Annotated in this window: 21 protein-coding genes; 12 read left to right on the top strand and 9 right to left on the bottom strand. The window is 63.8% G+C overall.

Translation table 11 applies throughout. The features are described from left to right. Position 1: 1 nt before the first annotated feature. On the bottom strand, positions 2-727 hold the full coding sequence (locus IVB31_RS31060) for an MBL fold metallo-hydrolase (RefSeq protein WP_247331763.1): 726 nt from the start codon (positions 725-727) through the stop codon (positions 2-4). Positions 728-898: 171 nt separating this feature from the next. On the opposite strand from IVB31_RS31060, the gene IVB31_RS31065 reads away from it, so the two are divergent. Then, on the top strand, positions 899-2,500 hold the full coding sequence (locus IVB31_RS31065; protein ID WP_247331765.1) for an alpha-amylase family glycosyl hydrolase: 1,602 nt from the start codon (positions 899-901) through the stop codon (positions 2,498-2,500). Between the two features lie 138 nt (positions 2,501-2,638). Here IVB31_RS31065 and IVB31_RS31070 read toward each other — a convergent pair whose 3' ends face one another. Next, complete coding sequence (locus IVB31_RS31070; protein WP_247331767.1) at positions 2,639-4,336, bottom strand: alpha-amylase family protein; 1,698 nt, start codon at positions 4,334-4,336, stop codon at positions 2,639-2,641. A gap of 127 nt (positions 4,337-4,463) precedes the next feature. Between IVB31_RS31070 and IVB31_RS31075 the strand changes: the two genes are divergently transcribed. Then, positions 4,464-4,952 (top strand): MmcB family DNA repair protein, encoded by a 489-nt coding sequence (locus IVB31_RS31075; RefSeq protein WP_247331768.1) that lies wholly within the window; start codon positions 4,464-4,466, stop codon positions 4,950-4,952. Positions 4,953-5,048: 96 nt separating this feature from the next. Here IVB31_RS31075 and IVB31_RS31080 read toward each other — a convergent pair whose 3' ends face one another. Both IVB31_RS31080 and IVB31_RS31085 read right to left on the bottom strand, forming a co-directional pair. Next, positions 5,049-5,603 (bottom strand): ActR/PrrA/RegA family redox response regulator transcription factor, encoded by a 555-nt coding sequence (locus IVB31_RS31080; RefSeq protein ID WP_187436523.1) that lies wholly within the window; start codon positions 5,601-5,603, stop codon positions 5,049-5,051. 103 nt (positions 5,604-5,706) lie between these two features. Further along, positions 5,707-7,017, bottom strand: a complete 1,311-nt coding sequence (locus IVB31_RS31085; RefSeq protein ID WP_247331769.1) for an ActS/PrrB/RegB family redox-sensitive histidine kinase — start codon at positions 7,015-7,017, stop codon at positions 5,707-5,709. Between the two features lie 182 nt (positions 7,018-7,199). On the opposite strand from IVB31_RS31085, the gene IVB31_RS31090 reads away from it, so the two are divergent. The 4 genes from IVB31_RS31090 to IVB31_RS31105 all read left to right on the top strand — a co-directional run bounded on the left by IVB31_RS31090 (position 7,200) and on the right by IVB31_RS31105 (position 11,325). Then, positions 7,200-8,003 (top strand): ABC transporter ATP-binding protein, encoded by an 804-nt coding sequence (locus IVB31_RS31090; protein ID WP_247331770.1) that lies wholly within the window; start codon positions 7,200-7,202, stop codon positions 8,001-8,003. Next, entirely contained in the window at positions 8,000-8,818 is an 819-nt protein-coding gene (locus IVB31_RS31095; protein ID WP_247331771.1) for an ABC transporter permease, read from the top strand. Before IVB31_RS31090 ends, IVB31_RS31095 begins: the two co-directional genes overlap by 4 nt. Before the next feature lie 121 nt (positions 8,819-8,939). Further along, the gene (gene phaZ / locus IVB31_RS31100) at positions 8,940-10,268 is read left to right on the top strand and encodes a polyhydroxyalkanoate depolymerase (RefSeq protein WP_247331772.1); all 1,329 of its coding nucleotides are present in this window, start codon (positions 8,940-8,942) and stop codon (positions 10,266-10,268) included. Positions 10,269-10,485: 217 nt separating this feature from the next. After that, the gene (locus tag IVB31_RS31105) at positions 10,486-11,325 is read left to right on the top strand and encodes a SprT family zinc-dependent metalloprotease (protein ID WP_247331773.1); all 840 of its coding nucleotides are present in this window, start codon (positions 10,486-10,488) and stop codon (positions 11,323-11,325) included. Between the two features lie 255 nt (positions 11,326-11,580). On the opposite strand, the gene IVB31_RS31110 is transcribed toward IVB31_RS31105, so the two are convergent. Then, positions 11,581-13,794, bottom strand: coding sequence for a penicillin-binding protein 1A (locus IVB31_RS31110; protein ID WP_247331774.1), 2,214 nt, complete (start codon positions 13,792-13,794; stop codon positions 11,581-11,583). A gap of 176 nt (positions 13,795-13,970) precedes the next feature. Here IVB31_RS31110 and IVB31_RS31115 point away from each other — a divergent pair, with 176 nt between their 5' ends. Next, the gene (locus IVB31_RS31115) at positions 13,971-14,396 is read left to right on the top strand and encodes a DUF1330 domain-containing protein (protein WP_247331776.1); all 426 of its coding nucleotides are present in this window, start codon (positions 13,971-13,973) and stop codon (positions 14,394-14,396) included. A 178-nt stretch (positions 14,397-14,574) separates the two neighbouring features. Here IVB31_RS31115 and IVB31_RS31120 read toward each other — a convergent pair whose 3' ends face one another. From IVB31_RS31120 to IVB31_RS31130, 3 genes are all read right to left on the bottom strand, one after another. After that, positions 14,575-15,801, bottom strand: a complete 1,227-nt coding sequence (locus IVB31_RS31120) for an ABC transporter substrate-binding protein (protein WP_247331778.1) — start codon at positions 15,799-15,801, stop codon at positions 14,575-14,577. A gap of 225 nt (positions 15,802-16,026) precedes the next feature. Continuing rightward, entirely contained in the window at positions 16,027-17,268 is a 1,242-nt protein-coding gene (locus tag IVB31_RS31125) for an ABC transporter substrate-binding protein (RefSeq protein ID WP_247331779.1), read from the bottom strand. Between the two features lie 149 nt (positions 17,269-17,417). Continuing rightward, positions 17,418-17,774: a DUF1304 domain-containing protein gene (locus IVB31_RS31130; protein ID WP_247332341.1), complete on the bottom strand. Its 357-nt coding sequence runs from the start codon at positions 17,772-17,774 to the stop codon at positions 17,418-17,420. 95 nt (positions 17,775-17,869) lie between these two features. Between IVB31_RS31130 and IVB31_RS31135 the strand changes: the two genes are divergently transcribed. Beyond that, positions 17,870-18,400 (top strand): methylated-DNA--[protein]-cysteine S-methyltransferase, encoded by a 531-nt coding sequence (locus tag IVB31_RS31135; RefSeq protein WP_247331780.1) that lies wholly within the window; start codon positions 17,870-17,872, stop codon positions 18,398-18,400. Between the two features lie 10 nt (positions 18,401-18,410). Here IVB31_RS31135 and IVB31_RS31140 read toward each other — a convergent pair whose 3' ends face one another. Continuing rightward, a complete protein-coding gene (locus IVB31_RS31140; protein WP_247331781.1) occupies positions 18,411-21,200 on the bottom strand; it encodes a [protein-PII] uridylyltransferase in 2,790 nt (929 codons plus the stop codon). Positions 21,201-21,388: 188 nt separating this feature from the next. Between IVB31_RS31140 and IVB31_RS31145 the strand changes: the two genes are divergently transcribed. From IVB31_RS31145 to IVB31_RS31160, 4 genes are all read left to right on the top strand, one after another. Next, entirely contained in the window at positions 21,389-22,360 is a 972-nt protein-coding gene (locus IVB31_RS31145) for an aliphatic sulfonate ABC transporter substrate-binding protein (RefSeq protein WP_247331782.1), read from the top strand. 121 nt (positions 22,361-22,481) lie between these two features. Continuing rightward, positions 22,482-23,327, top strand: a complete 846-nt coding sequence (locus tag IVB31_RS31150; protein WP_247331783.1) for an ABC transporter permease — start codon at positions 22,482-22,484, stop codon at positions 23,325-23,327. A 17-nt stretch (positions 23,328-23,344) separates the two neighbouring features. After that, positions 23,345-24,130, top strand: coding sequence for an ABC transporter ATP-binding protein (locus tag IVB31_RS31155; RefSeq protein ID WP_247331784.1), 786 nt, complete (start codon positions 23,345-23,347; stop codon positions 24,128-24,130). Between the two features lie 69 nt (positions 24,131-24,199). After that, positions 24,200-24,709, top strand: a complete 510-nt coding sequence (locus IVB31_RS31160; protein WP_247331785.1) for an OsmC family protein — start codon at positions 24,200-24,202, stop codon at positions 24,707-24,709. Positions 24,710-24,739: the final 30 nt, after the last annotated feature.

Genomic DNA, 24,739 nt, shown 5'->3' on the forward strand with positions numbered 1-24,739 from the left:
GCTACATCTCGCCGGTGATGAACGGATTGGTCATCCGCTCCTGGCCGATGCTCGAGCCCGCGCCATGGCCGCAGATGAAGCCGACATCGTCGCCGAGCGGCAGCAGCTTGGTCTTGATCGAATTGATCAGCGTGGCGTGACTGCCGCCGGGCAGATCGGTGCGTCCGACCGAGCCGGCAAACAGCACGTCGCCGACATGGGCAAAGCGCAAATCCTTGTTGAAGAACACCACGCTGCCCGGCGAATGGCCGGGGCAGTGATAAATGTCGAACTTGAGATCGCCGATCGAGACGGTGTCGCCCTCGTCGAGCCAGCGGTCCGGCTCGAAATTGCGACCCCCCGTCATGCCGAAGCGGGCGCCGCTCTCGACCACGTTGTCGAGCAGGAATTTGTCCGCGGCATGCGGCCCCTCGATCGGCACCTTCAGCGCATCGCGCAATTCGGCCGCGCCGCCGACATGATCAATATGGCCGTGGGTCAGCCAGATCTTCTCCACGGTGACGCCGGTCTGCTTGATCGCCTCAAGGATCTTCGGCACGTCGCCGCCGGGATCGATCACCACGGCCTTCTTGGAAGGCTCGTCCCAGATGATGGTGCAGTTCTGCTCGAACAGCGTCACGGGGACGATGATCGCGCCGGCCTTGGCAGGTGCGGATTCGGCATGTGCGGATTCGGCTTGCGAGGATTCGACTTGCGAGGATTCCTGGGTGTCATTTTGCTCGGTCATGGGCCTCACAATGCCGATTTTTGCCATGCCGCCAAGCAAAAGATTCGTGCCGGGCCTGGGGAACATGCACCTCGGCCGTCACACGGACGCCCCATTTCGCTTCCCGGTTTGAACCGGGACGTTCCTTCCGCGTTCTCTCGCGCAAGGTCAATTCAGGGCGGTATCTCCGGCATGGCTCAGGGCGGCGGGAATTGGTGGCGCGACGGCATCTTCTATCAGATCTATCCGCGCTCTTTTCAGGACAGCGACGGTGATGGCGTCGGCGATCTCGCCGGCATTTTGCAGCGGCTGCCTTATGTGACATCGCTCGGCGTCGACGCGATCTGGCTGTCGCCGATCTTCCCCTCGCCGATGGCTGATTTCGGCTACGACATCTCCGACTATACCGGCATCGAGCCGCTGTTCGGCACGATGGAGGATTTCGATGCGCTGCTCACGGCCGCGCATGACAACGGCCTCAAGCTGATCCTCGACCTCGTGCCCAACCACACCTCGGACCAGCATCCCTGGTTCGCCGAGAGCCGTGCCTCGCGCGACAACCCCAAGCGCGACTGGTACGTCTGGCGCGATCCGGGCCCCGACGGCGGCGTGCCGAACAATTGGCTGTCCGAATTCGGCGGCAGCGCGTGGCAGTTCGAGGAGACGACAGGCCAATATTATTACCACGCCTTCCTGGCCCAGCAGCCCGACCTGAACTGGCGCAATCCCGATGTCCGCGCCGCGATCTACGACGTGATGCGGTTCTGGCTGGAGAAGGGCGTCGACGGCTTTCGCGTCGACGTGATCTGGCACCTGATCAAGGATGCCGAGTTCCGCGACAATCCGCAAAACCCGCATTATGTCGAGGGCCGGCCGCCGAACGAAAAAATCCTCACGCAATATTCCACCGACCAGCCGGAGGTGCATGACGTCATCGCCGAGATGCGGCGCGTCACCGACGCGTATGAGGCCCGCGTGCTGATCGGCGAGGTCTATCTGCCGCTGCATCGGCTCATGGCCTATTACGGCAACGATCTCACCGGCGCGCAGATGCCGTTCAATTTCGCGCTGCTCTCGACGTTCTGGAGCGCGCGCTCGATCGAGAAGATCATCGATGATTACGAGAAGGCGCTGCCGAAAGGCGCCTGGCCGAACTGGGTGCTCGGCAATCACGATCGTCCGCGCGTGGCAAGCCGCGTCGGGCCCGAGCAGGCCCGCGTCGCCGCCATGCTGCTGCTGACGCTGCGTGGCACGCCGACGCTCTATTACGGCGACGAGATTGGCATGCATCAGCTCGCGATCGCGCCCGAGGACGTGCGCGACCCCTTCGAGAAGAACGTGCCCGGCATCGGTGTCGGCCGCGACGGCTGCCGCACGCCGATGCAATGGGATTCCTCCGGCTTCGGCGGCTTCTCGGGCGTCAAGCCGTGGTTGCCGCTGCCCGAGGATCACATCCATGAGAACGTCGTCAATCTCGAGGCCGATTCGCGCTCGATCCTCGCGCTGTACAAGCGCCTGATCACGTTGCGGAAGACATGCAAGCCGCTGGTCTCGGGCGACTATCACCCGATCGCGGCGCAAGGCGATCTGCTGATCTATCGCCGCGAGGCCGAGGGCAGGGCGGTGATCGTGGTGCTCAATCTCGGCTCCGAGCCGATCGCCGTCACCACCAGCGCGATCAGGTTCGGCAGCGAGATATTGCTGTCGACATTCCTGGATCGGGAGGGCGAGCGGCTGGAGGGCGTGCTGGATTTGCGCGGGAATGAGGGCGTGATCATCGCGCCACCCGCTTAGCCGTCGTCCTGGACAAGCGAAGCGCAGATCCAGGACCCATTACCACGGCAAATGGTTTGGCGAAGATTCGTGGTTACTGCCTGCGCGCCACAACGACCTTTGGGGTAATGGGTCCTGGCTTTCGCCAGGACGACAAGTTCACCCCGGATGCTTGTTGCGCCGCACCGTCTCGTCGATGTCGCTCCGCTTCAGCAAATAATCCAGCCCGCCGACGCGATACCAGCGATAGCCGTACGGCTCCAGCACGATGCGGTGCTGGCCGCGCTTGTCGGCGTGGCTGTGATCCTCCGCTAGCAGGTTGATGAGATGCTCGCCGGCATCATCAGGCAGGCCCACGGAAAATGCGATCTCGCGCGGCTTCTCGTCGAGATTGTGCACGAACAGCACGGAATTGTTACGCCAGTCGTAGCGCATGATGAACACGGCGGGATCGCGCGTCGGGATGATGGCGAAATCGCCCCAGCCGATCTCCGGCACCTCCTTGCGCATGCGGACGATACGCTCGGTCCAGTTCAGCATGGAATCGGGATCGCGCCGCTGTTTGGCGACGTTGACGTGCTCGAAGCCGTAAGGCCCCTGGTCGATGACGGGGCATGCCGGCTTGTCGCTCTTGGTGAAACCGCCATGGGGCTCAGTGGACCATTGCATCGGCGTGCGCGCGCAATTGCGCTCGGGCAGCGCCAGATCATCGCCCATTGCGATCTCGTCGCCATAGCGGATCACGGGCGTTCCCGGCAGCGTGCACATCAGGCTGTAGGCGAGCTCGAGCCGCCGGCGGTCGCCGCCCAGCATCGGCGCGAGACGGCGGCGGATGCCGCGGTCGTAGAGCTGCATGTCCTTGTCGGGACCGAAGCGTTTGAAGACGATGTCGCGCTGGGCCTTGGTCAATCGTCCCAGATCGAGCTCGTCGTGATTGCGCAGGAACAGGCCCCATTGTGCCGCGGCCGGCCGCGGCTTGGTCGCCTTCAGCGATTTCGCCAGCGGGCGCGAATCGCCGGATGCCAGCGCATAGAACAGATGCTGGTTGACGTGGAAGTTGAACATCATGTGCATGCGGTCGCCATCACGGCCGAAATATTCCATGTCGGTCTCCGGCAGCACGTTGGCTTCGGCGAGGATGATGGCGTCGCCTTGCCGCCATTGCAGGAATTCGCGGAACGCGCGCAGCATGTCATATTGCTCGACAGGCTTCCTCACCTTCGCGCCCTTGGTCGCAATGATGAAGGGCACCGCATCCATGCGGAAGCCGGAGACGCCGAGCTGGATCCAGAAGCCCATGATCTTGAGGATCTCGGCCTGCACGTGCGGGTTCGAGGTGTTGAGGTCCGGCTGGAAATCGTAGAAGCGATGGAAGTAATAGGCGCCCGCTTCCTTGTCGCGTGTCCATGTCGATTTCTGCACGCCGGGAAACACCATGCCCTTGTTGGCATTGGCCGGCTTCTTGTCGGACCACACATACCAGTCGCGGTAGGGCGAGCTCTTGTCGCGCCGGGCTTCCTTGAACCAGTGGTGCTGGTCGGAGGTGTGGTTGACCACGAGGTCGATGATGACACGGATGCCGCGCTGCTTGCAGCCATGGGTGAACTCGACGAAGTCGCCAAGCGTGCCGTAGCGGGAATCGACGCTGTAATAGTCAGCGATGTCGTAGCCGTCGTCGCGGCCCGGCGAGGTCTGGAACGGCATCAGCCAGATCGTGGTGATGCCGAGCCCGTGCAGATAATCGAGCCGGCGCAGCAGCCCCTTGAAATCGCCGACGCCGTCGCCGTTGGCGTCCATATAGGTGCCGACGGAGAGGCAATAGATGATAGCGTTCTTGTACCAGAGATCGTCGATCATGGCGGGGCAGCCTCATGGGTCCGCCCGCGACCTCCGGCGGCTGCGTGATAAGTGCGAGGGGAGAGGGAGGTTCCCGGCCCATCTTCGCCGGGACGACACTGGGGATGGAATCGGCTATCCTCCTTCCATGGACAATTCCGCCCGCATCGCCCTGGTGCCGCCGCCCGACCGCCGTCAATCCGAGACGGCGCTGGCGATCGCGCGCGGCACAGCGCGGTTGCTCCGCTCGCTCGGCTTCACCTGTGTCAGCGAATTGCCGCTGCCCTCGGGCCGGCGCGCCGATCTCGTGGCGCTGAACGAGCGCGGCGAGATCTGGATCGTCGAGATCAAGTCGTCGGTGGAGGATCTGCGCGCCGACCAGAAATGGCACGAATACCGCGCCCATTGCGATCGGCTGTTCTTTGCCTTCACGCAGGATCTGCCTTGCGAGATCTTTCCGCAAGATACCGGCCTGATCATCGCCGACGCCTATGGCGCGCACCTGCAGTGCGAGGCACCCGAGCACAAGCTCGCTGCGGCCACGCGCAAGCAGATGACGGTGCGTTTCGCGATGGCGGCGGCGCTGAGGATCAACCGCCTGGTCGATCCGCAAGGTCATGCGGATTTTTGGGAATGATTTCGTAGGGTGGGTTAGCGTAGCGTAACCCACCATTTTTGCCGTCGCACGAGAAAAGGTGGATTACGCCTTCGGCTAATCCACCCTACGGAACCGTCACCTTGGCGCGCGCTTGGCCAGGATCCGCTGCAACGTGCGGCGGTGCATGTTCAGCCGCCGCGCCGTCTCCGAGACGTTGCGGTTGCACATCTCGTAGATGCGCTGGATGTGTTCCCAGCGCACGCGGTCGGCCGACATCGGGTTCGCCGGCAGCTCGGATTTGTCCGTCCCGGTCGACAGCAGCGCGGCGACGACGTCATCGGCGTCCGCGGGCTTCGAGAGATAATCGATTGCGCCCATCTTCACCGCAGTGACGGCGGTGGCGATGTTGCCATAGCCGGTCAGCACGATCGCGCGGGCATCGGGCCGCTTCTTCTTCAGCGCCGAGACCACGTCGAGGCCGTTGCCGTCGCCGAGCCGCAGATCGACCACGGCGAAGGCCGGCGCCGCCTTGCCGATCTGTGCGAGGCCATCCGAAACGGTGTCACACGATGTCACCGCAAAGCCGCGCGTTTCCATGGCGCGCGACAACCGCTCCAGGAACGGCTTGTCGTCCTCCACGATGAGAAGCGAGCGGTCGGTCTGTTCGTTCAGTTCGGCGATGGCGTTCAAGGTGTTGTCCTTTTTCCAGCGCTTCTACATATGGCGTCGCAATCGGACGGTGCCAAGGCCGCCAATAGTCGATCGGCCCGGTCGTGCGACGCAAGGTCGCGGCCTATCCTATTGTTTCTTCGAACGTCTCGATAGCCTCAAAACGCTCTCGCTGCCACGTGATCTGGACCACCGCGCCGTGTTCCGGAAAGGTCCGGTTGGTAAACGAGACCTTGGCGCCGGTGCGTTCGAGCAAGGTGCGGGCGATGAACACGCCCAATCCGAGGCCGCCGCCTTCGTCCTGGGTGCGTCGCCGTGACAAATAGGGTTCGCCGATCCGGTTCAGGATATCGGGCGGAATGCCGGGGCCGTCGTCGGAGATCAGGATCTCGATCGTGTCCTTGTTCCACCACGCATTCACCTCGACCGTGGTGTTGGCGAAATCGACCGCATTCTCGACGATGTTGCCGACACCATAGAGGATCGCCGGATTGCGCGAGCCGACCGGCTCGGCCACGATCGCCACCGCGATCCGCACCTTGATCTCGATGCCGAAATCGCGATGCGGCGCCACCACTTCCTCGATCAGCTCCGACAGCTTCATGCGGTCGAACGGCGCGCCTTCGGAGGAAAGCTGGGTGATCTTGCTCAATATGTCGCGGCAGCGCTGGGTCTGCTCGCGCAGGGTCTTCAGGTCGGCGGCAAAGCTCGCATCCTTCACCGTCTTTTCCAGCTCGCGTGAGATCAGGAAGATGGTCGCGAGCGGCGTGCCGAGCTCGTGCGCGGCGGCAGCAGCAAGGCCATCGAGCTGGGTCAGGTGCTGCTCGCGCGTCAGCACCAGTTCGGTCGCGGCCAGCGCGTCCGCGAGCTTGCGCGCCTCTTCGGTCACCTGGAACGAGTAGAGGCTGGTGACGCCGATCGCGAGCACGATCGAGAGCCAGACGCCGACGAGATAGATCGGCGGCAACACCAGCGGATCGTCGGAATCCCAGGGCAGCGGCAGATGAAAGTAGAACAGGACCGAGGCGCAGGCGACAGCCAGCACACCGAGGCCGAAGGTGAAGCGGGCCGGCAGCGCGGTGGCCGAGATCAGCACGGGGGCGAGAAACAGGAACGAGAACGGGTTCTGGAGTCCGCCGGTGAAGAACAACAGGCCGGCCAGCTCCACGATGTTGAGCGCGAGCAGTCCGGCCGCCTGCGTGGGCTTCAGCCGCTGCAGCGGATTGGACACGGTCTGCAGCGCCAGATTGAGCGCCGCCGACAGCGCGATGATGCTGACGCAGGGAACGATCTCGACGTTGAACTCCAGTCCTTGCGCCACGATGAAGATCGCAGCGAGCTGGCCGAGCACCGCAAGCCAGCGCAGCCGCAGGATCGTGTCCAGGCGGATATGCCGCTGCGGGGCGCGGAAATCGGAAGCGGCAGTCTCGGTCATGTCGGCCAATTTGGCGGTGCTTTCTCGATCACAAACGCGAAGCTCGCGGAACCACCCGGAATGACAAGCCTCTTACATCAAGTCTTGTTAGACCAAGTCCTGTTACATCAAGGCTTGTTACATCAAGGCTTATTACATCAAGGCTTGCGCTCCCCGATGCAATAGCAGAAGAACGCCCCAGCATGACCGGGAATGACCAGGCTTCAAGTCGGCCGACTGTCGCGGGTAGCACCCCATCCGCGGCAATCGAAGTCGATCGCCTCGTCAAGGTCTACAAGCAGACCCGCGCCGTCGACGACATCTCGTTTTCGCTCCCGCGCGGCAGCATCACCGGGCTTCTCGGCGGCAACGGCGCCGGCAAGACCACCACCATCGCGATGGTCATGGGTCTGGTGCTGGCGACCTCCGGCCGCGTCAGGGTGCTCGGGCATCGGATGCCGGAGGAGAGCGCTTCCGTGCTGGGGCGGATGAATTTCGAGAGCCCCTATGTCGACATGCCGATGCGGCTCACGGTGCGTCAGAATCTCAACGTGTTCGGCAGGCTCTATGCGGTGAAAAACCTCTCCGATCGCATCGCGAAGCTTGCCGACGATCTCGATCTCGTCGATTTCATCGACCGCGCCAACGGCAAGCTTTCCGCCGGGCAAAAGACCCGCGTCGCGCTCGCCAAGGCGCTGATCAACCAGCCCGAGCTGCTCTTGCTGGACGAGCCGACCGCCTCGCTCGATCCTGACACGGCCGATTGGGTCCGGGGTCATCTAGAGCGCTATCGCAAGGAGAACAACGCCACCATCCTCCTGGCTTCGCACAACATGCTCGAGGTCGAGCGGCTCTGCGACCGCGTCATCATCATGAAGCGCGGCCGCGTCGAGGACGACGATACGCCCGAAGCCATCATGGCCCGCTACAACCGCTCTACGCTCGAAGAGGTATTTCTCGACGTCGCGCGCGGTCGGGTGAACGGTGCGAAGGAGGCCGTGCGATGAGCGGGCTTTCCCTCCACCGCGGCATTTCCGCCCACCGCATCGGCGCGATGATCCTGCGCTATTGGTACCTGTTGGTGTCGTCTTGGCCGCGGCTGCTCGAATTGCTGTACTGGCCCGCGCTGCAAGTCATCACCTGGGGCTTTCTCCAGTTCTACATCGCCCAGAACGCCAATTTCTTCGCGCGTGCCGGCGGCACCCTGATCGGCGCCGTCATCCTCTGGGACATCCTGTTCCGGGGACAGCTCGGCTTCTCCATCTCGTTCCTGGAAGAGATGTGGGCGCGCAATCTCGGCAATCTCATGATGAGCCCGTTGAAGCCGATCGAGTTTCTGCTGTCGCTGATGATCATGAGCCTGATCCGGCTCGCGATCGGCGTCATCCCGATGACGCTGCTCGCGCTTTTTCTGTTTCACTTCAACGTTTATGCGCTCGGCCTGCCGCTGATCGCATTCTTCTGCAATCTGATCTTCACGAGCTGGTCGGTGGGCATCTTCGTCTCGGGCCTGGTTCTGCGGAACGGTCTTGGTGCCGAGAGCATCGTCTGGACCTTGATGTTCGCGATCATGCCGCTCGCTTGCGTCTACTATCCCGTCAGCGTGCTGCCGATCTGGCTGCAATACGTCGCCTGGGCACTGCCACCGACCTACGTGTTCGAAGGAATGCGCGCGCTGCTGATCGAAAACACTTTCAGGATCGATCTGATGCTGAGTGCGTTGGCCATCAACGTGGTGCTGCTGGTGGCATCTTTTGGGGCATTCCTTGCCCTTTTGCGCAGCGCCCGGAAGCAGGGTTCGCTGCTGTCGGGCGGCGAATAACGTCACTTTCTCGTGGATTCAGGCTGGTTTAACCGTCTTCGCTACGTAGATGTACGGAACCATGCATTGACGCAATATTACGCATTCGGCAGTATGCTGCGATGCGAAGAGGAATATGATTATGCCGATTGGTGAGTTTGGCGGCGCGCCGCCCCTGGCGGCTGAAGGCAGTCCGGTTCTGACGACGCCGATGTACTGGATGTACGAGATGGCGCAGGCCTCTCTCAATCCGGCGCGCGCGGTCACCGACGCGACCAAGCTCCTGTTTCAGAATCCCATGAACCCGTGGGCGCGCACCGAGATCGGCAAGTCGGTCGCCGCGGCCTGCGAATTGTTCGAACGCACCACGCGGCGCTACGGCAAGCCGGAATGGGGCCTCAACGACACCGAGGTCAACGGCATCCGTGTCCCGGTCGAGGTCCGCCCGGTCTGGGAAAAGCCGTTCTGCCGCCTGCTCTACTTCGATCGCAAATTCGCGCGTCCCTTGCGCAGCCCGCAGCCGCGCGTGCTGATCGTCGCGCCGATGTCCGGCCATTATGCGACGCTCCTGCGCGGCACGGTCGAAGCCTTCCTGCCGGCGCACGAGGTCTACATCACCGACTGGGCCGACGCCCGCATGGTGCCACTCAGCGACGGCCGCTTCGATCTCGACGATTACATCGACTACGTCATCGAGATGCTGCATGTCCTCGGCGGCAACACCCATGTGCTGGCGGTGTGCCAGCCCTCCGTGCCAGTCGTCGCTGCCGTCTCGATCATGGAAGCGCGCCGCGATCCTTTCGTGCCGATCTCGATGACGCTGATGGGCGGTCCGATCGACACCCGCCGCAATCCGACCGGCGTGAATGACCTTGCCCAGGAGCGCGGCATCGATTGGTTCCGCAATCACGTCATCACCAAGGTGCCGTTCCCGCATCCCGGCATGATGCGCGACGTCTATCCGGGCTTCCTGCAGCTGAACGGCTTCATCAGCATGAATCTCGATCGGCACATGGATGCCCACAAGCAGCTCTTCGCCAATCTGGTGAAGGGCGACGGCGACCTCGTCGACAAGCATCGCGACTTCTACGACGAATATCTCGCGGTGATGGATCTCTCCGCCGAGTATTACCTGCAGACCGTCGATACCGTGTTCGTGAAGCACTCGCTGCCGAAAGGCGAGATGACCCATCGTGGAACACGCGTCGATCCCTCCAAGGTCACGCGCGTCGCGTTGATGACGGTCGAAGGCGAGAACGACGACATCTCCGGGATCGGTCAGACCGAAGCAACGCACACATTGTGCAGCTCGATCCCCGATGATCGCCGCGTTCATTACGTCCAGAAGGGCGTCGGACATTACGGCGTGTTCAACGGTTCGCGTTTCAAGTCGGAAATCGTGCCGCGCATCCATGACTTCATGGTCTCGGCTGCGAATCCGAGCTCGTTGCAGGCTCTCGCAGCCGAATAAACGCGTTTTTCGGCTTTCCCGTTGAAAAACGACGCCCTGTCGGAGGCTCCGGCAGGCCCGAGTTCCCTCCAGATTCGCGGTATTTAGGTAGCTTTGTAGGAGTGAGTCCCACCTCACCCCTTGGGGGTGCCGCATGCGTCCAGCGGGGGCGAAAAAAACGGGTTCCAACCCCAGTCTGTAGGGTCTCCCGGACGCCTGACCCCTGTATATTGGGCAAATGATTTGTTTTTGCGCCGAGCGCTTTCCCTGGCGGCGGTTATGGCAGAATCCGGGCGCCCTCCTGCCCCCCGGACTGACAGACATGGCCACTCGCGCACTCCTCTATCGTCGGCCCCACGAACCGAAGACCCTCCTGATCACCCATGGATCGCAATTTTTCGCGATTCGACTGCGGCGGCACCGCCGCGCGCGCCGCTACACGCTCAGAATCCATCCGAGCGATCGCGAAGCCATCCTCACCATGCCGCCGCGCGGTACGCTCGCCGAAGCAAAAGACTTCGCGCAGCGTCACGGCGCCTGGATCGCGGCACGTCTCGGCCGTTTGCCGAAGGCCGCGCCGTTCCAACCTGGCACGGTGATACCGCTTCGCGGCACGCCCCATCGCATCGTTCATCGCGCCGGCACGCGCGGCACGGTGTGGACCGAGACGCGCGATAGCGGTGAACGCATTCTCTGCGTCGCCGGCGGCGTCGAGCATGCCGACCGCCGCGTCAGTGACTTCCTCAAGCGCGAGGCGCGCCGCGATCTTCAGCGCTCGGCGGAAGCCTATGCCGCCGAACTCGGCGTCAAGGTGAAGCGGCTCTCGATCCGCGATCAGTCCAGCCGCTGGGGTTCCTGCACCTCGGCGGGCTCGCTGTCGTTCTCCTGGCGCCTGATCCTGGCGCCGCCCTACGTGCTCGACTATCTCGCCGCCCATGAAGTGGCCCATCTCGTCGAGATGAACCACTCGGCGCGGTTCTGGCGCGTGTGCGGAAAAGTCTGCCCGTCAATGGAGCGCGCCAAGAAGTGGCTCGACACATACGGCAATGATCTGCACCGGTATGGGGTCGAGGATTAGCTCTCGCTATTAGCCTCCATCTGACGCTGTCATCGCCCGGCTCGACCGGGCGATCCAGCATTCCGAGGCGGTTGTTATTGAACCGAGAGGCCGCGGCGTACTCGGTTCCCCGCCTTCGCAGCGAATGGCAGCCGAGCGCGCGTTTCAAGCGTCTCTGCTGCCCGCGCAAGCCGTTGATTTCGTTATCCTCGGCTACTGTGCATGGGGTTGTTTTCGCAGTTTTTGTTTTGAGGTCACCCGGACCTCAATCAGAACCTAGCGATTCCCGCCGAACAGTCGATCCATCAGCCAGCCATCGAGTCCTGCGGCGGCTTCCGGTCGCGCATTGGCGCGCGTGGGGGGAGGGCGATAGCCGCCGTTGTTGGCCGGTGACGGCGTGGGCGCTGCCGCTGTCGGCGGCGATATCTGCGACGTGGCCTGCGCGAGGTTCGACAGGCCCCAGCCACCCGGAGAGCTCGGCAAGGCTGCCACCGGCACGCCCTCGTGTGCCGTCTTCATGAAGCGCGACCAGACTTCGACCGGCAAGCCGCCGCCGGTCGCCTTCTTGGTCGGCGAGTTGTCGTCATTGCCGAGCCACACGCCGGTGACGAGGTTGGCGGTGTAACCGATGAACCAGGCGTCGCGGTAATCCTGGCTGGTGCCGGTCTTGCCGGCTGCCGACCAGCCGGGGATCTCCGCCTTCTTGGCGGTGCCTGATATCAGCGTCTCCCGCATCATCGTGTTCATCATGCCGACATAGCGCGGGTCGATGACCTGGTTGTGCTCGTCCGCCTGGCGCATGTAGAGCAGCTTGCCGCCGAGCGTCTTGATGCGCGTGACGACATGCGGCGCCGTCGCGAAGCCGCCATTGGCGAACGGCGCATAGGCGCCGACCAACTCGACGACCGAGACTTCCGACGTGCCGAGCGCGATCGAGGCGTTGGGCTCGAGCTTCGAGGAGATGCCGAGCCGGTGCGCGGTGCGCACCACGTTCTTCGGCCCGACCTCGAGGCCGAGGCGAATGGCGACCGTGTTGAGCGACATCGCCAGCGCCTGCGTCAGCGTCACCCCGCCGAAATATTCATGGGTGTAGTTCTCGGGCTTCCAGCCCTTGACCTCGATCGGCGCGTCCTGGCGGACGGTGTCAGGCGTCAGTCCCTGCTCGAGTGCGGTCAGGTAGACGAATGGCTTGAACGAGGAGCCCGGCTGGCGCTTGGCGGTCACCGCGCGGTTGTACTGGCTTTCGGAATAGTTCCGCCCGCCGACCATGGCGCGCACGGCGCCGTCAGGCGTCATCGCCACCAGCGCGCCCTGGCTGACATTGAACTTCACGCTCTTGGCCGCGAGCTCGTCGATGATGGCGGCTTCCGCCACGCTCTGAAGCTTCGGATCGATCGTGGTCTCGACCTTGATGCTCTCGTCGATCTGGCCGACGAGATCGTCCAGCACCTCGCCGATCCAGTCGGCAACGTAGTTGACCGTGCCGGCGCCGACCGGCTTCACGTTGTAGGAGGGATGGCCGATCGAAGCCTGCGCCTGCGCGTCGGTGATGAATTTTGCATCCGCCATCGCCGTGAGCACGATCTTCGCACGCGCTTCCGCGCCCTCGGGGTTGCGGTTCGGCGCGAGCCGCGACGGCGATTTGACGAGGCCGGCCAGCATCGCGGCTTCCGCGACGGTGACGTTCTTGGCCGACTTGCCGAAATAGCGTTGCGCGGCGGCCTCGACGCCATAGGCGCCGGAGCCGAAATAGACGCGGTTGAGATAGAGCTCCAGGATCTCGTTCTTGGAATGCTTGCGCTCCAGCCAGATCGCGAGCTCGGCTTCCTGCAGCTTGCGCGCCATGGTGCGCTCCTGGGTCAGGAACAGGTTCTTCGCCAGCTGCTGCGTCAGCGTCGAGCCGCCTTGCGACACGCCGCGATGCAAGACGTTGGTGACGAGGGCGCGCAGGATGCCTACGGGATCGATGCCGAAATGCGAGTAGAAGCGGCGGTCCTCGATGGCGATGAACGCCATGGGCAGATATTGCGGCAGGTCCTTCAGCGAAACGTTGGCGCCGGCCATCTCGCCGCGCTGCGCCAGCATGCTGCCGTCGATGCCGACGATCTGGATCGTCGGCGGGCGTTTTGGAATCTCCAGCGACTGGATCGGCGGCAGATGGGCGCCGACATAGATCACGACGCCGGTCACGGCGATCACCCCCCACAGGCCGAGCACCGCGCCCCAATAGACCAGGCGGCCGAGCCCTGCGCCGATGCGCGACTTGGCGCGGCGCTTGGCGCCGCTGCGGCTCGGTGCCGCCTTCCGCTCGCGCGGCGGCTCGTCGCCGGCATCGTCGCTCTTGCGCTTGGCAGGTGATTTCGTTGGTTTCTTCGGCTTGTCGTCGCCGCCGGGGACGCGGTCGGCCGCGGTCAGGCGCAGATCGGCGAGCGCCGCGGGCAAGCCGAACAACGGCTCCTTCCGCCCACCCTTCTTCTTTCCCAACCCCATACGCAAACGCCCGGTCAGCCCGCCCCGGCGCACGCTAGCGGTCGCTGTTTAAGGCCCGGTTACCCAGGCGTTAACGCGCGATTAGGAGGTGCGGCATTCGCCCGACGCAGTTCCGCCGATCAGAGGCCGGCGCTAGGATCGCGCATAACAAAGTGGGAACACAGAAGGGAGCTCAGATGGGCCATATCGATCCGACCAAGGAGATTTTTGCGCAGTTCCGGGACAATAACCGCCCCGGTCCGATCCACATGCTCAACCTGGTGCGCCTGCGCAAAGACGCCGCCTATCCCGACGGCCGCAAGGCGAGCGGCGCGGAAGCCTATGCGGCCTATGGCCGCGAGAGCGGCCCGGTGTTCGAACGCCTCGGCGGCCGCATCGTCTGGCAGGGCAAATTCGAGCTGATGCTGATCGGCCCCGAGGACGAGCGTTGGGACCATTGCTTCATCGCCGAATATCCGAGCGTCTCAGCCTTCGTCGAGATGATCCGCGATCCCGTCTACCGCGAAGCGGTGAAGCACCGTCAGGCCGCGGTGGAGGACTCCCGGTTGATTCGCCACGCCGTGCTGCCGGTCGGGAAGAACTTTGGCGAGGTCCCGGAGTAGGAGCGCTCACGCGGCGACCTCTCCCCATCGTCATGGCCGGGCTCGACCCGGCCATCCACGACTTCCTTTGCTGCGCCGAGAAACTGGATGCCCGGGCCTTCGCCTCGCCGAAGCGGCTTCGGCCGCGCAGGCGGGACAAGCCCGGGCATGACGTCGTTGAAGCCGTTGTTGTCGACCACTAGCCCGCCGGACCCGCATCCTCCAGGATCGGGCCGAACAGCTCCCAGCGCTCGCCGTTGAACTTCATCATCTGAAGCTGCTTGTTGACGCGGTAGTCGGTCGGCGAGGTGTTGGCCTTGATGCCGGGCAGAGCGGTGTCGCTGACGACGTCCTTCAGCGAGGCCGCCTGCTTCATCACGTTCTCGCGCGTCAGATCGTCGCCGCACTGCTTCAGCACGTGGACCAGCAGCTGCGCCGTGCTGTAGCCGTAGGTGTTGAAGTTGGAGTCCTTGTCACCGTCAGGATAGTACTTGGCCATGAAGTCGAAATACCTCTTCAGACCGGCGTCGTCCTTCCAGGTTGGATCCAGCGGCTCCTTACCGTAGTTCACGCTGATCAGGCCCTTGGCGGCATCGAGCCCTGCCGGCTTCAATACCGCTCCGACTGAAGTGGCGTTGATGTCGACGATCTGCACCGGATGCCAGCCCATCTCGGCGATCTTCTTGATCGCTTGCGCGGCTTGCTTCGGTGTTGTCGCACTGAAGAACAAATCGGCGCCGGCGTCCCTGATCTTGAGAACCTGCGAGTCGACCGTGGGATCGGACACTTCGTAGGACGCCTCGGTCACGATCATCTTGGCGGCCTTGTCACCGAGGCCGGCCTTGATGCCGTTCAGATAGTCCTTGCCGAGGTCGTCGTTCTGATAGAGCACGCCGATCTTGGCGTTCGGATACTCCTTCAGGATGTATTGCCCGTAGATGCGGCCTTCGACGAAGTAGTTGGGGTTGAAACCCATCGTCCACGGGAAGTTCTTCGGATCCGTGAACCTCGAGGCCCCGGTCGCCGCGAACAGTTGCGGCACCTTCTTCGAATTGAGATATTTCTGCACGGCTGCGTTCACCGGCGTGCCGATGATCTGGAAGGTCAGCAGGACCTCGTCGCTCTCGACGAGCTTGCGAATCTGCTCCACCGCTTTCGGCGGCGAGTAGGCGTCGTCATACTGGATCAGATTGATCTTGCGGCCGTTGATGCCACCCTGGTCGTTGATCATCTTGAAATAGGCGGCTTGGGTCTTGCCGATCGACGAATAGGCCGACGCCGGTCCAGAAAACGGCATCGTCTGGCCGACCTTGATCTCGGTATCGCTGGCGCCCGGATCGTATTTCTTCTGGGCATTGGCCGCCGAGACCGACAGCGCCAGGGTCAGCGCCGTTGCCGTGGCCAGATGCAGCATTCCATTCCTCATCCGCGTTTCCTCAGTGTTTATTGCCGGTGATCAATCGGGTGCGCTCATGCGCACCTGATGTCACCGCTGAGGGCGAGTGTGAATGAGGCATTGTTGCAACGCAAGCGGGGCTTGCGCCCCTCGTTCGTAGCATGCGCGGCTTCGTAGCAGGTTCGTAAGGTGGGCCAGCCCCAGCGGATGCGCGAAGCGCATCCGGGGCGTGACCCACCTATGAAGTCTTACAGACTAACCCGCCGGACCCGCATCTTCAATGATCGGTCCGAACAGCTCCCAGCGCTCGCCGTTGAACTTCATCATCTGCATCTGCTTGTTGACGCGGTAGTCGTTCGGCCCGGTGTTGACCTTGATGCCGGGCAGCGCGATGCTGGGCGTGAAGTCCTTGATGTTGGCGACCTGCTTCATCACGTTCTCGCGCGACAGGTCGTCGCCGCATTGCTTGAGCACCTGCGTCAGCAACTCGGCCACCGAATAGGCGTAAGTGTTGACGGTGTTGAGCTTGTCGCCTTCGGGAAAATACTTGTCCATGAAGGCGAAGAAGGCCTTCACGCCCGGGTCGTCCTTCCACTGGGGATCGCCGGGCTCCTTGCCATATTGGGTCGAAATGATGCCCTTGGAGATGTCGAGGCCGGCCGGCTTCAGCGTCGCCGAGATCGGGCTCGCATTGATGTCCACAATGTGCACCGGCGTCCAGCCGAGCTCGGCGACTTTCTTGATGGCCTGCGCCGCGAACTTCGGTGTCGAGGCATCGTAGAAAAGATCGGCGCCCAGCGACTTCAGCTTGACCACCTGCGAGTCCACCGTCGGATCGGTCACCTCATAGGAGACCTCGCCGACGATCATGCCGGCGGCCTTGTCGCCGAGGCCACTCTTGAGCCCGGCGAGGTAGTCGCGGCCCATGTCGTCGTTCTGGTAGAGCACGCCGATCTTGGCATTGGGATGAGTGGCGAGGATGTATTTTGCGTAGATGCGCCCTTCCGACACGTAGTTGGGATTAAAGGCGATGGTCCAGGGATAGTTCTGCGGATCGTTGAAGCGCGCGGCGCCGGTCGAGGCCAGGAGCTGCGGGATCTTCTTGCCGTTGAGATATTTTTGCACGGCGGCGTTCGCCGCGGTGCCGATGATCTGGAAGGTGAAGAGGACCTCGTCGCCCTCTACGAGCTTGCGCACCTGCTCGACCGTCTTCGGCGGCGAATAGGCGTCGTCATACTGGATCAGATTGATCTTGCGGCCGTTGATGCCGCCCTGATCGTTGATCATCTTGAAGTAGGCGGCCTGCGTCTTGCCGATATTTGCGTAGACGGAATAGGGGCCGGAGAACGGCACGGTCTGGCCGATCTTGATCTCGGTGTCGCTCGCGCCGGTGTCGTATTTCTTTTGGGCGACGGCTTCGGTTACGAAGGCCTGGCTGGCGGAGAACGCGAAGGCGAGCGCCGCCGTAGCAGTGATGAAGGCTCTGCGATTGCTCATGTGGGGTTGTTCCTCCTGACGGAATTTCCGACCGACGGTCTTGTCCCGTTGATTGCCAACGGTCGCCATCGCTGCCGAAGATTGTGGAGGAACGTTCGCCGACGCGCAAGGATCGCGGCGCTGCGCCGTAGCGTCTCAGGTGACGAGGCTCAGGCGAGGAACAGCGCCACCAGCGCGATTGCCGCCGGCAGCGCCTGCACCATCAGGATCCGCGTGCTCACGGTCGCCGCGCCGTAAGCGCCGGCCACGATCACGCAGAGCAGGAAGAACGCCTTGATCTGGAACGCGAAGGCCGGATTGCCGTGCACCAGACCCCAGACCAGGCCGGCGGCCAGGAAGCCGTTATAGAGCCCCTGGTTGGCGGCCAGGACCTTCGTGATCGCGGCCTTCTCCGGCGTGTTGCGGAAAACCTTCAAGCCCTGCGGCTTGTCCCAGAGAAACATCTCCAGGATCAGGAAGTAAGCGTGCAGTGCGGCGACCAGCGCCACCAGGATATTCGCGATCAGGATCAAGTTGAGCTCCCCAGCGTCAGCTTTCGGGTGGACGTTAGCACGGCCGGCGTGGCAAGTGCGATGGCGTGTTTCGATGCCATGGTGCCGCAATGCCCGCGCGATCAACCAAACCGTCTGTAAGCTTCGGCCTCGATCGCCTGGCGACGCCGATCGGAATCGCGCTGCTGGTCACCGACGCCGCGGGCGCCTTGCGCGCGCTCGACTGGGAGGATTACGAGCACCGCATGCGCGAGCTCTTGCGTCTGCATTACGGTGTGGTGGAGTTGAATGACCAGCCCGCGCCGGCAGCCATGCGCACCGCGCTGTCGGGCTATTTCGACGGCGATCTCGGCCAGCTCTCAGGCATCGCCTGGCGCATCGCCGGCACGCCGTTCCAGCAGAAGGTCTGGCATGCATTGGCGCAAATCCCTGTCGGCACCACGATGAGCTATGGCGCGCTTGCCGCAAGGATCGACACGCCAAAAGCCATTCGCGCCGTCGGCCACGCCAACGGCTCCAACCCGATCAGCGTGGTGCTGCCGTGCCATCGCCTGATCGGCGCGGATGGTTCGCTGGTCAAGTATGGCGGTGGCCTCGAGCGCAAGCGCTGGCTGCTCAGGCATGAGGGGGTGGCGGTTTAGACCTCTCCACTCACGCCGCCGGCTGGACCGCCTTGTCGCCGGCCATCACGTGGGTCAGTGCGCTCTTGATCGCGGACTGGCGGGTTGGCGCACTGATCTGCGCGCCGAGGAGGTCGGTGACGTAGAACACGTCGCGGGCGCGCTCGCCGAAGGTCGCGACATGGGCGGAGGCGATGTTGAGGTTGAGCTTGGAGATCGCGGTGGTCAGCTCGTAGAGCAGGCCGGGACGGTCGAGGCCGGAGACCTCGATCACGGTGTAGCGGTCGGACCATTGGTTGTTGATGGTCACTTCCGGCTCGATCACGAACGGCCGCGCCTTGCTGCGCACCGTGCGCCGCGCCACCACCTCAGGCAGGCGCAGCTTGCCTTCCAGCACGTCCTCGATCATCTCGCCGATTCGCGTGGCGCGCCTTGCCTCGTCCTCGTCGCGGTCGTATTCGCGCGAGATCGAGATCGTGTCGAGCGCGCGGCCGTCGGTCGTGGTGTAGATCTGGGCGTCGACGATGTTGGCGCCGGCGGACGCACAGGCCCCCGCGATGATCGACAGCAGCCAGGGGTGGTCGGCGGCGAAGATCGTGAGCTCGGTGACACCGCGCACCTCGTCGAAGCCGACATTGATCGCGAGCTTGTGGCCGGCCTGCTCGCTGGAGCGGACGAAACGGGCATGACGAATTTTTCGCGGCAGCTCGACCTTGAGCCAGTAGGCCGGATAGTGCCGGCCGATATAGGCGTCGAGCTCTTCGGTCGGCCATTCGGCGAAGGCGATGCGGAATTCGGCGTGCGCGGCGGCGAGGCGTTTTCCGCGGTCGACTTCCGAGAAGCCGCCGGTCAGCACCGGCTCGGTCTCGTAGTACAGCGAGCGCAAAAGCTGCGCCTTCCAGCCGTTCCACACGCCGGGACCGACGCCGCGGATGTCGGCGGTGGTCAGGATCGTCAGCAGTTTCATCTGCTCGACCGACTGCACCACGGCGGCGAAATTCTCGATGGTCTTGCGGTCGGAGAGGTCGCGCGACTGCGCGACCGTCGACATCGTCAGATGCTCCTCGATCAGCCAGGCCACGAGCTCGGTGTCGGCCGGGCTGAAGCCGAGCCGCGGGCAGAGCCGTCGCGCCACCTTGGCGCCGGCGATCGAGTGATCCTCGGGCCGGCCCTTGGCGACGTCGTGCAGCAGCGTCGCGATGTAGATCACCGACCGATGCTCGGGCCGGCTCTTGCGCATGAGGTCGCTGGCGAGCGTGAATTCGTCGTTGCCGCCACGCTCGATGTCCTGGAGGAAGCCGATGCAGCGGATCAAATGCTCGTCGACGGTGTAGTGATGATACATGTTGAACTGCATCATCGAGACGATCTTGCCGAAGGCGCGGATGAAATGTCCGAGCACGCCGGTCTCGTTCATCCGCCGCAGCACGATTTCCGCGTTGTCGGAGGTCAGGATCTCCATGAACAGCCGGTTGGCCTCGGGATTCTCGCGCATCTGCGCGTTGATCAGGCCGAGGGAGCGCGTCACGTCGCGCATCGCGTCCGGGTGGAAGGCGAGATTGTTCTTCTGCGCCAGGCGGAAGATGCGGATCAGATTGACCGGATCGTGCTTGAACACGTCGGGCGCGGCGACGTTGATGCGGTTGTTGTCGACGACGAAATCGTCGCTGTCGGGCACCCGCCGCTTCACAGGCGTCGGGCGCAGCCGCGCCATCATCCGGCTCAGCACCGGCGCCGGCTTGGCCTGCTGGTCCTCGAGCTTGGCGCACAGGATGGCGGTAAGGTTGCCGACTTCCTTTGCAACCAGGAAGTAGTGCTTCATGAAGCGCTCGACGTCCTGCATGCCGGGATGCGAGGTATAGCCGAGCCGGACCGCGATCTCGCGCTGGAGGTCGAAGGACAGTCGTTCCTCCGGCCGTCCCGAATAGAAATGCAGGTTGCAGCGGACCGACCAGAGGAAATCGGCGCAGCGGCGGAAGGTGCGGTACTCCTGCGCGTCGAACACGCCGCGCTCGGCCAGCTCGTCGGTGTCGCGCACGCGATAGACGTATTTCGCGATCCAGAACAGCGTGTGCAGGTCGCGCAGCGCGCCCTTGCCGTCCTTGACATTGGGCTCGACCAGATAGCGCGACTGGCCGCCGCGGCGATGCCGCTCCTCGCGCTCGGCGAGCTTCGCGGTGACGAATTCGGACGCGGTGCCCTGCACCACTTCCTTGTCGAAACGTTCGACCAGCTCGTCATAGAGCGGCTGGTCGCCGGTCAGGAAGCGGGTCTCCAGGATCGCGGTGCGGATGGTCATGTCGCCGCGCGCCTGCCGGATCGACTCGTCGACCGAGCGCGTGGCGTGCCCGACCTTCAGCCCCATGTCCCAGAGGCAATAGAGGATGGCTTCGGCGACCTGTTCGCCCCAGGCGGTCTGCTTGTAGGGCAGGATGAACAGGAGATCGATATCGGACTCGGGAGCCATCAGGCCGCGGCCATAGCCGCCGGTCGCCACCACTGCCATGCGCTCGGCGCCGCTCGGGATCGGCGAACGGTAAAGATGGCGGGTCGCCGCCGAATACAGGATGCGGATGATCTCGTCCTGCACGTGGCACAGCCGCTCGGCGCAGCGCCGGCCGTGCCGGTCCTTCAGCAGGATCGTTTGTGCCGCGGCGCGCGCCGCGATCAGCTCGGCCTTGAGCAGTTGCGCCGTGGCAGTGCGGAACGCGTCCTCACGTCCCTGGTGCTTTTCGGCAAGCGCATCGACCGCGGCGGTGATCCGCGCGGTGTCGAAGCGATCATCCACCTCGGCCTTTTGCTCAGTCGCGACGCTGTCCATGCTTCACCGGATATAAGAGGTGACAGGCGCTGTCACCCGCCATTCGCTGGCAATAGTCGATCCATGCTGGAAAAGGCCGGCTTGGAGCAAATCTGTTCTCGGACGGCGGGCTTTCAAGGGGCGGATTTTCTCGTTGACCTCTAGTTATAACTCATTGAAAAACAATGAAGTTTCGGAGGAGGCTGGGCATGACTGGGATAACACGGCGCATTCTGCTGGCGGGAGCGGTGGCGCTCGCAATGACCCCCGCGGCACGGGCAACCGATCCGCTGAAGGAAATCCGTATCGACTGGGCGACCTATAATCCGGTGTCGATGGTCCTGAAGCAGAAGGGGCTGCTGGAGAAGGAGTTCGCCAAGGACGGCATCACCGTCATTTGGGTGCAGTCGGCGGGCTCCAACAAGGCGCTCGAATTCCTCAACGCCGGCTCGATCGATTTCGGCTCGACCGCGGGCTCGGCGGCGCTGGTGGCGCGCATCAACGGTAACCCGATCAAATCGATCTACGTCTATTCGCGTCCCGAATGGACAGCGCTGGTGACATCAAAGGATTCCAAGATCGCTGCTGTTGCCGATCTCAAGGGCAAGCGGGTCGCGGTGACGCGCGGCACTGATCCGCACATCTTCCTGGTACGCGCGCTGCTCGGCGCCGGCCTCACCGAAAAGGACATCACGCCGGTGCTGCTCCAGCACGCCGACGGCAAGACAGCGCTGATCCGCGGCGACGTCGACGCCTGGGCGGGGCTCGATCCGATGATGGCGCAGGCCGAGGTCGAGGAGGGCGCAAAGCTGTTCTATCGCAAGGCCGACGCCAACACCTGGGGCATCCTCAATGTGCGCGAGCAGTTCTTGAAGGACAATCCGGACGTTGTCCGCCGCGTGCTGGCAGTTTACGAGGACGCACGAAAATATTCGCTGGGCAATTACGACGAGCTGAAGAAGACCTTCATCGCCGTTACCAAGCTGCCCGACGCCGTCGTCGACAAGCAGCTCAAGGAGCGCACCGAGCTCACCCACAGCCGCATTGGCACACCCCAGCGCGAGTCGATCCTCGCCGCGGGCCTCGCCCTCCAGCAAGCCGGCGTCGTCGACGCCAAGGTCGACGTGAAGGCGATGCTGGATGCGTTGATCGACGACCAGGTTCCGCTGCCGACGAATTGAGGTCGGTAAGAGAGGAGCTGGCGCAACATCCATCATCGTCGTCCCGGCCTTCGCCGGGACGACAGCTGTTGAGCTTGGCAACACTGTTGCATTCCCCGACCAGACGCGCTTGCTACCGGCCATGATCTCCGACGCGCCCGTCCTGCAACAATCTTCGGAACCAGCCGAAGCCGCTGCCAAGCCCTCGCGGCTGTCGCGCTACGCGCGGCCGATGCTGGGGATCTTGCTGCCGCTCATCCTCGCGCTCGGCTGGGAGCTCGTGGTCTGGTCCGGCTGGTCCAACGGCAGGCTGGTGCCGCCACCCTCGCGCGTGTTCGCCACCATCGCCGAGCTCGCCCGCTCCGGCGAGTTGCTCCGTCACATCGCCGCGACGCTGTGGCGGGTCGGTCTGGGCTTCGCGTTCGGCGTGGTCGCGGGCACGTTGCTTGGCGCGATCTCCGGCTATTGGTCGCTGGCGCGCCGGCTGCTCGATCCGACCGTGCAGGCGTTGCGCGCGATCCCTTCGCTGGCCTGGGTGCCGCTGTTCATCCTCTGGCTCGGCATCTTCGAGACCTCCAAGATCGCGCTGATCGCGGTTGGCGTGTTCTTCCCGGTCTATCTCGGCGTGATGGGCGCGATCCTCTCCGTCGATCGCAAGATCGTCGAGGTCGGCCGCATTTTCCGTCTCTCCGGACCCGCCATGATCCGCCGTATCCTGCTGCCCGCGGTGCTGCCGGCTTACGTCGTCTCCTTGCGGGTCGGCCTCGGCCTTGGCTGGATGTTCGTGGTGGCGGCCGAGTTGATCGGCGCTTCCGAAGGCCTCGGCTATCTCCTGCTCGACGGCCAGCAGCTCGGCAAGCCCGCGCAGATCCTCGCCGCGATCGTGATCTTCGCCATTCTCGGCAAGCTCACCGACTGGCTCATCGAGGTCGGGTCCGCGCCCCTCCTGCGCTGGCAGGACGCCTTCGGGCGCGCCAAAGAAACTTGACAAAGGGGACTTAAGCGATGCTGGCGCTCGACCGGGTCAGCAAGACCTATCCCAACGGTGTGCATGCGCTGGCGCGCTTTTCCGCCGAGATCAGGCAAGGCGAGATCGTCGCCATCATTGGCGGCTCCGGCTGCGGCAAGTCCACGCTGCTGCGCGCCATCGCCGGCCTCGACCGTGCCAGTTCCGGTACCGTGACGCTCGACAGCGAGGCGATCGCCTCGCCGCACGCCAAGATCGGCATCATCTTCCAGGAGCCGCGGCTGCTGCCTTGGCTCAGCGTCGCCGACAATATCGGCTTTGGTCTTGCCGACCTGCCTGCGACCGAGCGGCGCGAGAAGGTGGCGCGCGCGCTCGAGCGCGTCGGCCTCGCCGACAAGGCGCAGGCCTGGCCGCGCGAACTCTCGGGCGGGCAGGCGCAGCGCGTCGCGATTGCCCGCGCGCTGGTGCCGCAGCCCGAGGTGCTGCTGCTCGACGAGCCGTTCTCGGCGCTCGATGCCTTCACCCGCCGCGACCTCCAGGATCATCTGCTTGACCTCTGGGCCGACACGCGGCCGACGCTCGTTCTCGTCACCCACGACGTCGACGAGGCCGTGGTGCTGGCTGACCGCGTGCTGGTGATGCGGCCGCGGCCGGGCCGACTGTTCGACCAGATCGAGATCAATTTGGGCCGGCCCCGCGACCGCAATTCGCCGCTGTTCGAGAATTTCAAGCGAAGTGTGCTGACGTCACTCGACCGTTCGCTCGACCGCAGCGTGCCCGACCGCGACGCAACCCAGGGTCCCGGTCAGGCCATGTGGTGGTGACAATTTCTCTCCGAGCCGGTACATCGCAAGCCGGTACTTCGCAGAGACGATTTTCCGGGAGAGAACGAGATGGACGCCGCAGAACTGCGCCAGATGCAGGCCCCGATCAAGGAACGCTACAAGACCGATCCCAAGACCGCGATGATCACGCTGAAGGCCAAGGGCTCGACGGATAGCGAAGGTATCGCCTGCAAAGTCGAGACCGGCCGGGCCATCGCAATGGCCGGCCTACATCCGGCCACCGGCGGCTCCGGTCTCGAGCTTTGCTCGGGCGACATGCTGCTCGAGGCGCTGGTCGCCTGCGCCGGCGTCACGCTGAAGTCGGTCGCGACCGCGATCGAGGTGCCGCTCAAGACCGGCGACGTCTATGCGGAAGGCGATCTCGATTTCCGCGGCACGCTCGGGGTCGACAAGGAGACCCCGGTCGGCTTCGCCGAGATCCGCCTGCGCTTCGAGGTCGACACCGATGCGCCGCAGGACAAGCTCGACCTGCTGCTCAAGCTCACCGAGCGCTATTGCGTGGTCTACCAGACCATCAAGAACGGCCCGAAGGTCTCGGTGTCGATGCAGCGGATGTAGCTGTCGGCTCTCCAACAGGGAGAGGTCGCG

Source organism: Bradyrhizobium sp. 21, from assembly GCF_023073335.1.
GTDB lineage: Bacteria > Pseudomonadota > Alphaproteobacteria > Rhizobiales > Xanthobacteraceae > Bradyrhizobium.

Excerpts from the sequence above, each read along its gene's own strand:
- IVB31_RS31060 (WP_247331763.1), bottom strand. The coding sequence starts at position 727 with ATGACCGAGCAAAATGACACCCAGGAATCCTCGCAAGTCGAATCCTCG.
- IVB31_RS31065 (WP_247331765.1), top strand. The coding sequence starts at position 899 with ATGGCTCAGGGCGGCGGGAATTGGTGGCGCGACGGCATCTTCTATCAG.
- IVB31_RS31070 (WP_247331767.1), bottom strand. The coding sequence starts at position 4,336 with ATGATCGACGATCTCTGGTACAAGAACGCTATCATCTATTGCCTCTCC.
- IVB31_RS31075 (WP_247331768.1), top strand. The coding sequence starts at position 4,464 with ATGGACAATTCCGCCCGCATCGCCCTGGTGCCGCCGCCCGACCGCCGT.
- IVB31_RS31085 (WP_247331769.1), bottom strand. The coding sequence starts at position 7,017 with ATGACCGAGACTGCCGCTTCCGATTTCCGCGCCCCGCAGCGGCATATC.
- IVB31_RS31090 (WP_247331770.1), top strand. The coding sequence starts at position 7,200 with ATGACCGGGAATGACCAGGCTTCAAGTCGGCCGACTGTCGCGGGTAGC.
- IVB31_RS31095 (WP_247331771.1), top strand. The coding sequence starts at position 8,000 with ATGAGCGGGCTTTCCCTCCACCGCGGCATTTCCGCCCACCGCATCGGC.
- phaZ (WP_247331772.1), top strand. The coding sequence starts at position 8,940 with ATGCCGATTGGTGAGTTTGGCGGCGCGCCGCCCCTGGCGGCTGAAGGC.
- IVB31_RS31105 (WP_247331773.1), top strand. The coding sequence starts at position 10,486 with ATGATTTGTTTTTGCGCCGAGCGCTTTCCCTGGCGGCGGTTATGGCAG.
- IVB31_RS31110 (WP_247331774.1), bottom strand. The coding sequence starts at position 13,794 with ATGGGGTTGGGAAAGAAGAAGGGTGGGCGGAAGGAGCCGTTGTTCGGC.
- IVB31_RS31115 (WP_247331776.1), top strand. The coding sequence starts at position 13,971 with ATGGGCCATATCGATCCGACCAAGGAGATTTTTGCGCAGTTCCGGGAC.
- IVB31_RS31120 (WP_247331778.1), bottom strand. The coding sequence starts at position 15,801 with ATGAGGAATGGAATGCTGCATCTGGCCACGGCAACGGCGCTGACCCTG.
- IVB31_RS31125 (WP_247331779.1), bottom strand. The coding sequence starts at position 17,268 with ATGAGCAATCGCAGAGCCTTCATCACTGCTACGGCGGCGCTCGCCTTC.
- IVB31_RS31135 (WP_247331780.1), top strand. The coding sequence starts at position 17,870 with ATGCCCGCGCGATCAACCAAACCGTCTGTAAGCTTCGGCCTCGATCGC.
- IVB31_RS31140 (WP_247331781.1), bottom strand. The coding sequence starts at position 21,200 with ATGGACAGCGTCGCGACTGAGCAAAAGGCCGAGGTGGATGATCGCTTC.
- IVB31_RS31145 (WP_247331782.1), top strand. The coding sequence starts at position 21,389 with ATGACTGGGATAACACGGCGCATTCTGCTGGCGGGAGCGGTGGCGCTC.
- IVB31_RS31150 (WP_247331783.1), top strand. The coding sequence starts at position 22,482 with ATGATCTCCGACGCGCCCGTCCTGCAACAATCTTCGGAACCAGCCGAA.
- IVB31_RS31155 (WP_247331784.1), top strand. The coding sequence starts at position 23,345 with ATGCTGGCGCTCGACCGGGTCAGCAAGACCTATCCCAACGGTGTGCAT.
- IVB31_RS31160 (WP_247331785.1), top strand. The coding sequence starts at position 24,200 with ATGGACGCCGCAGAACTGCGCCAGATGCAGGCCCCGATCAAGGAACGC.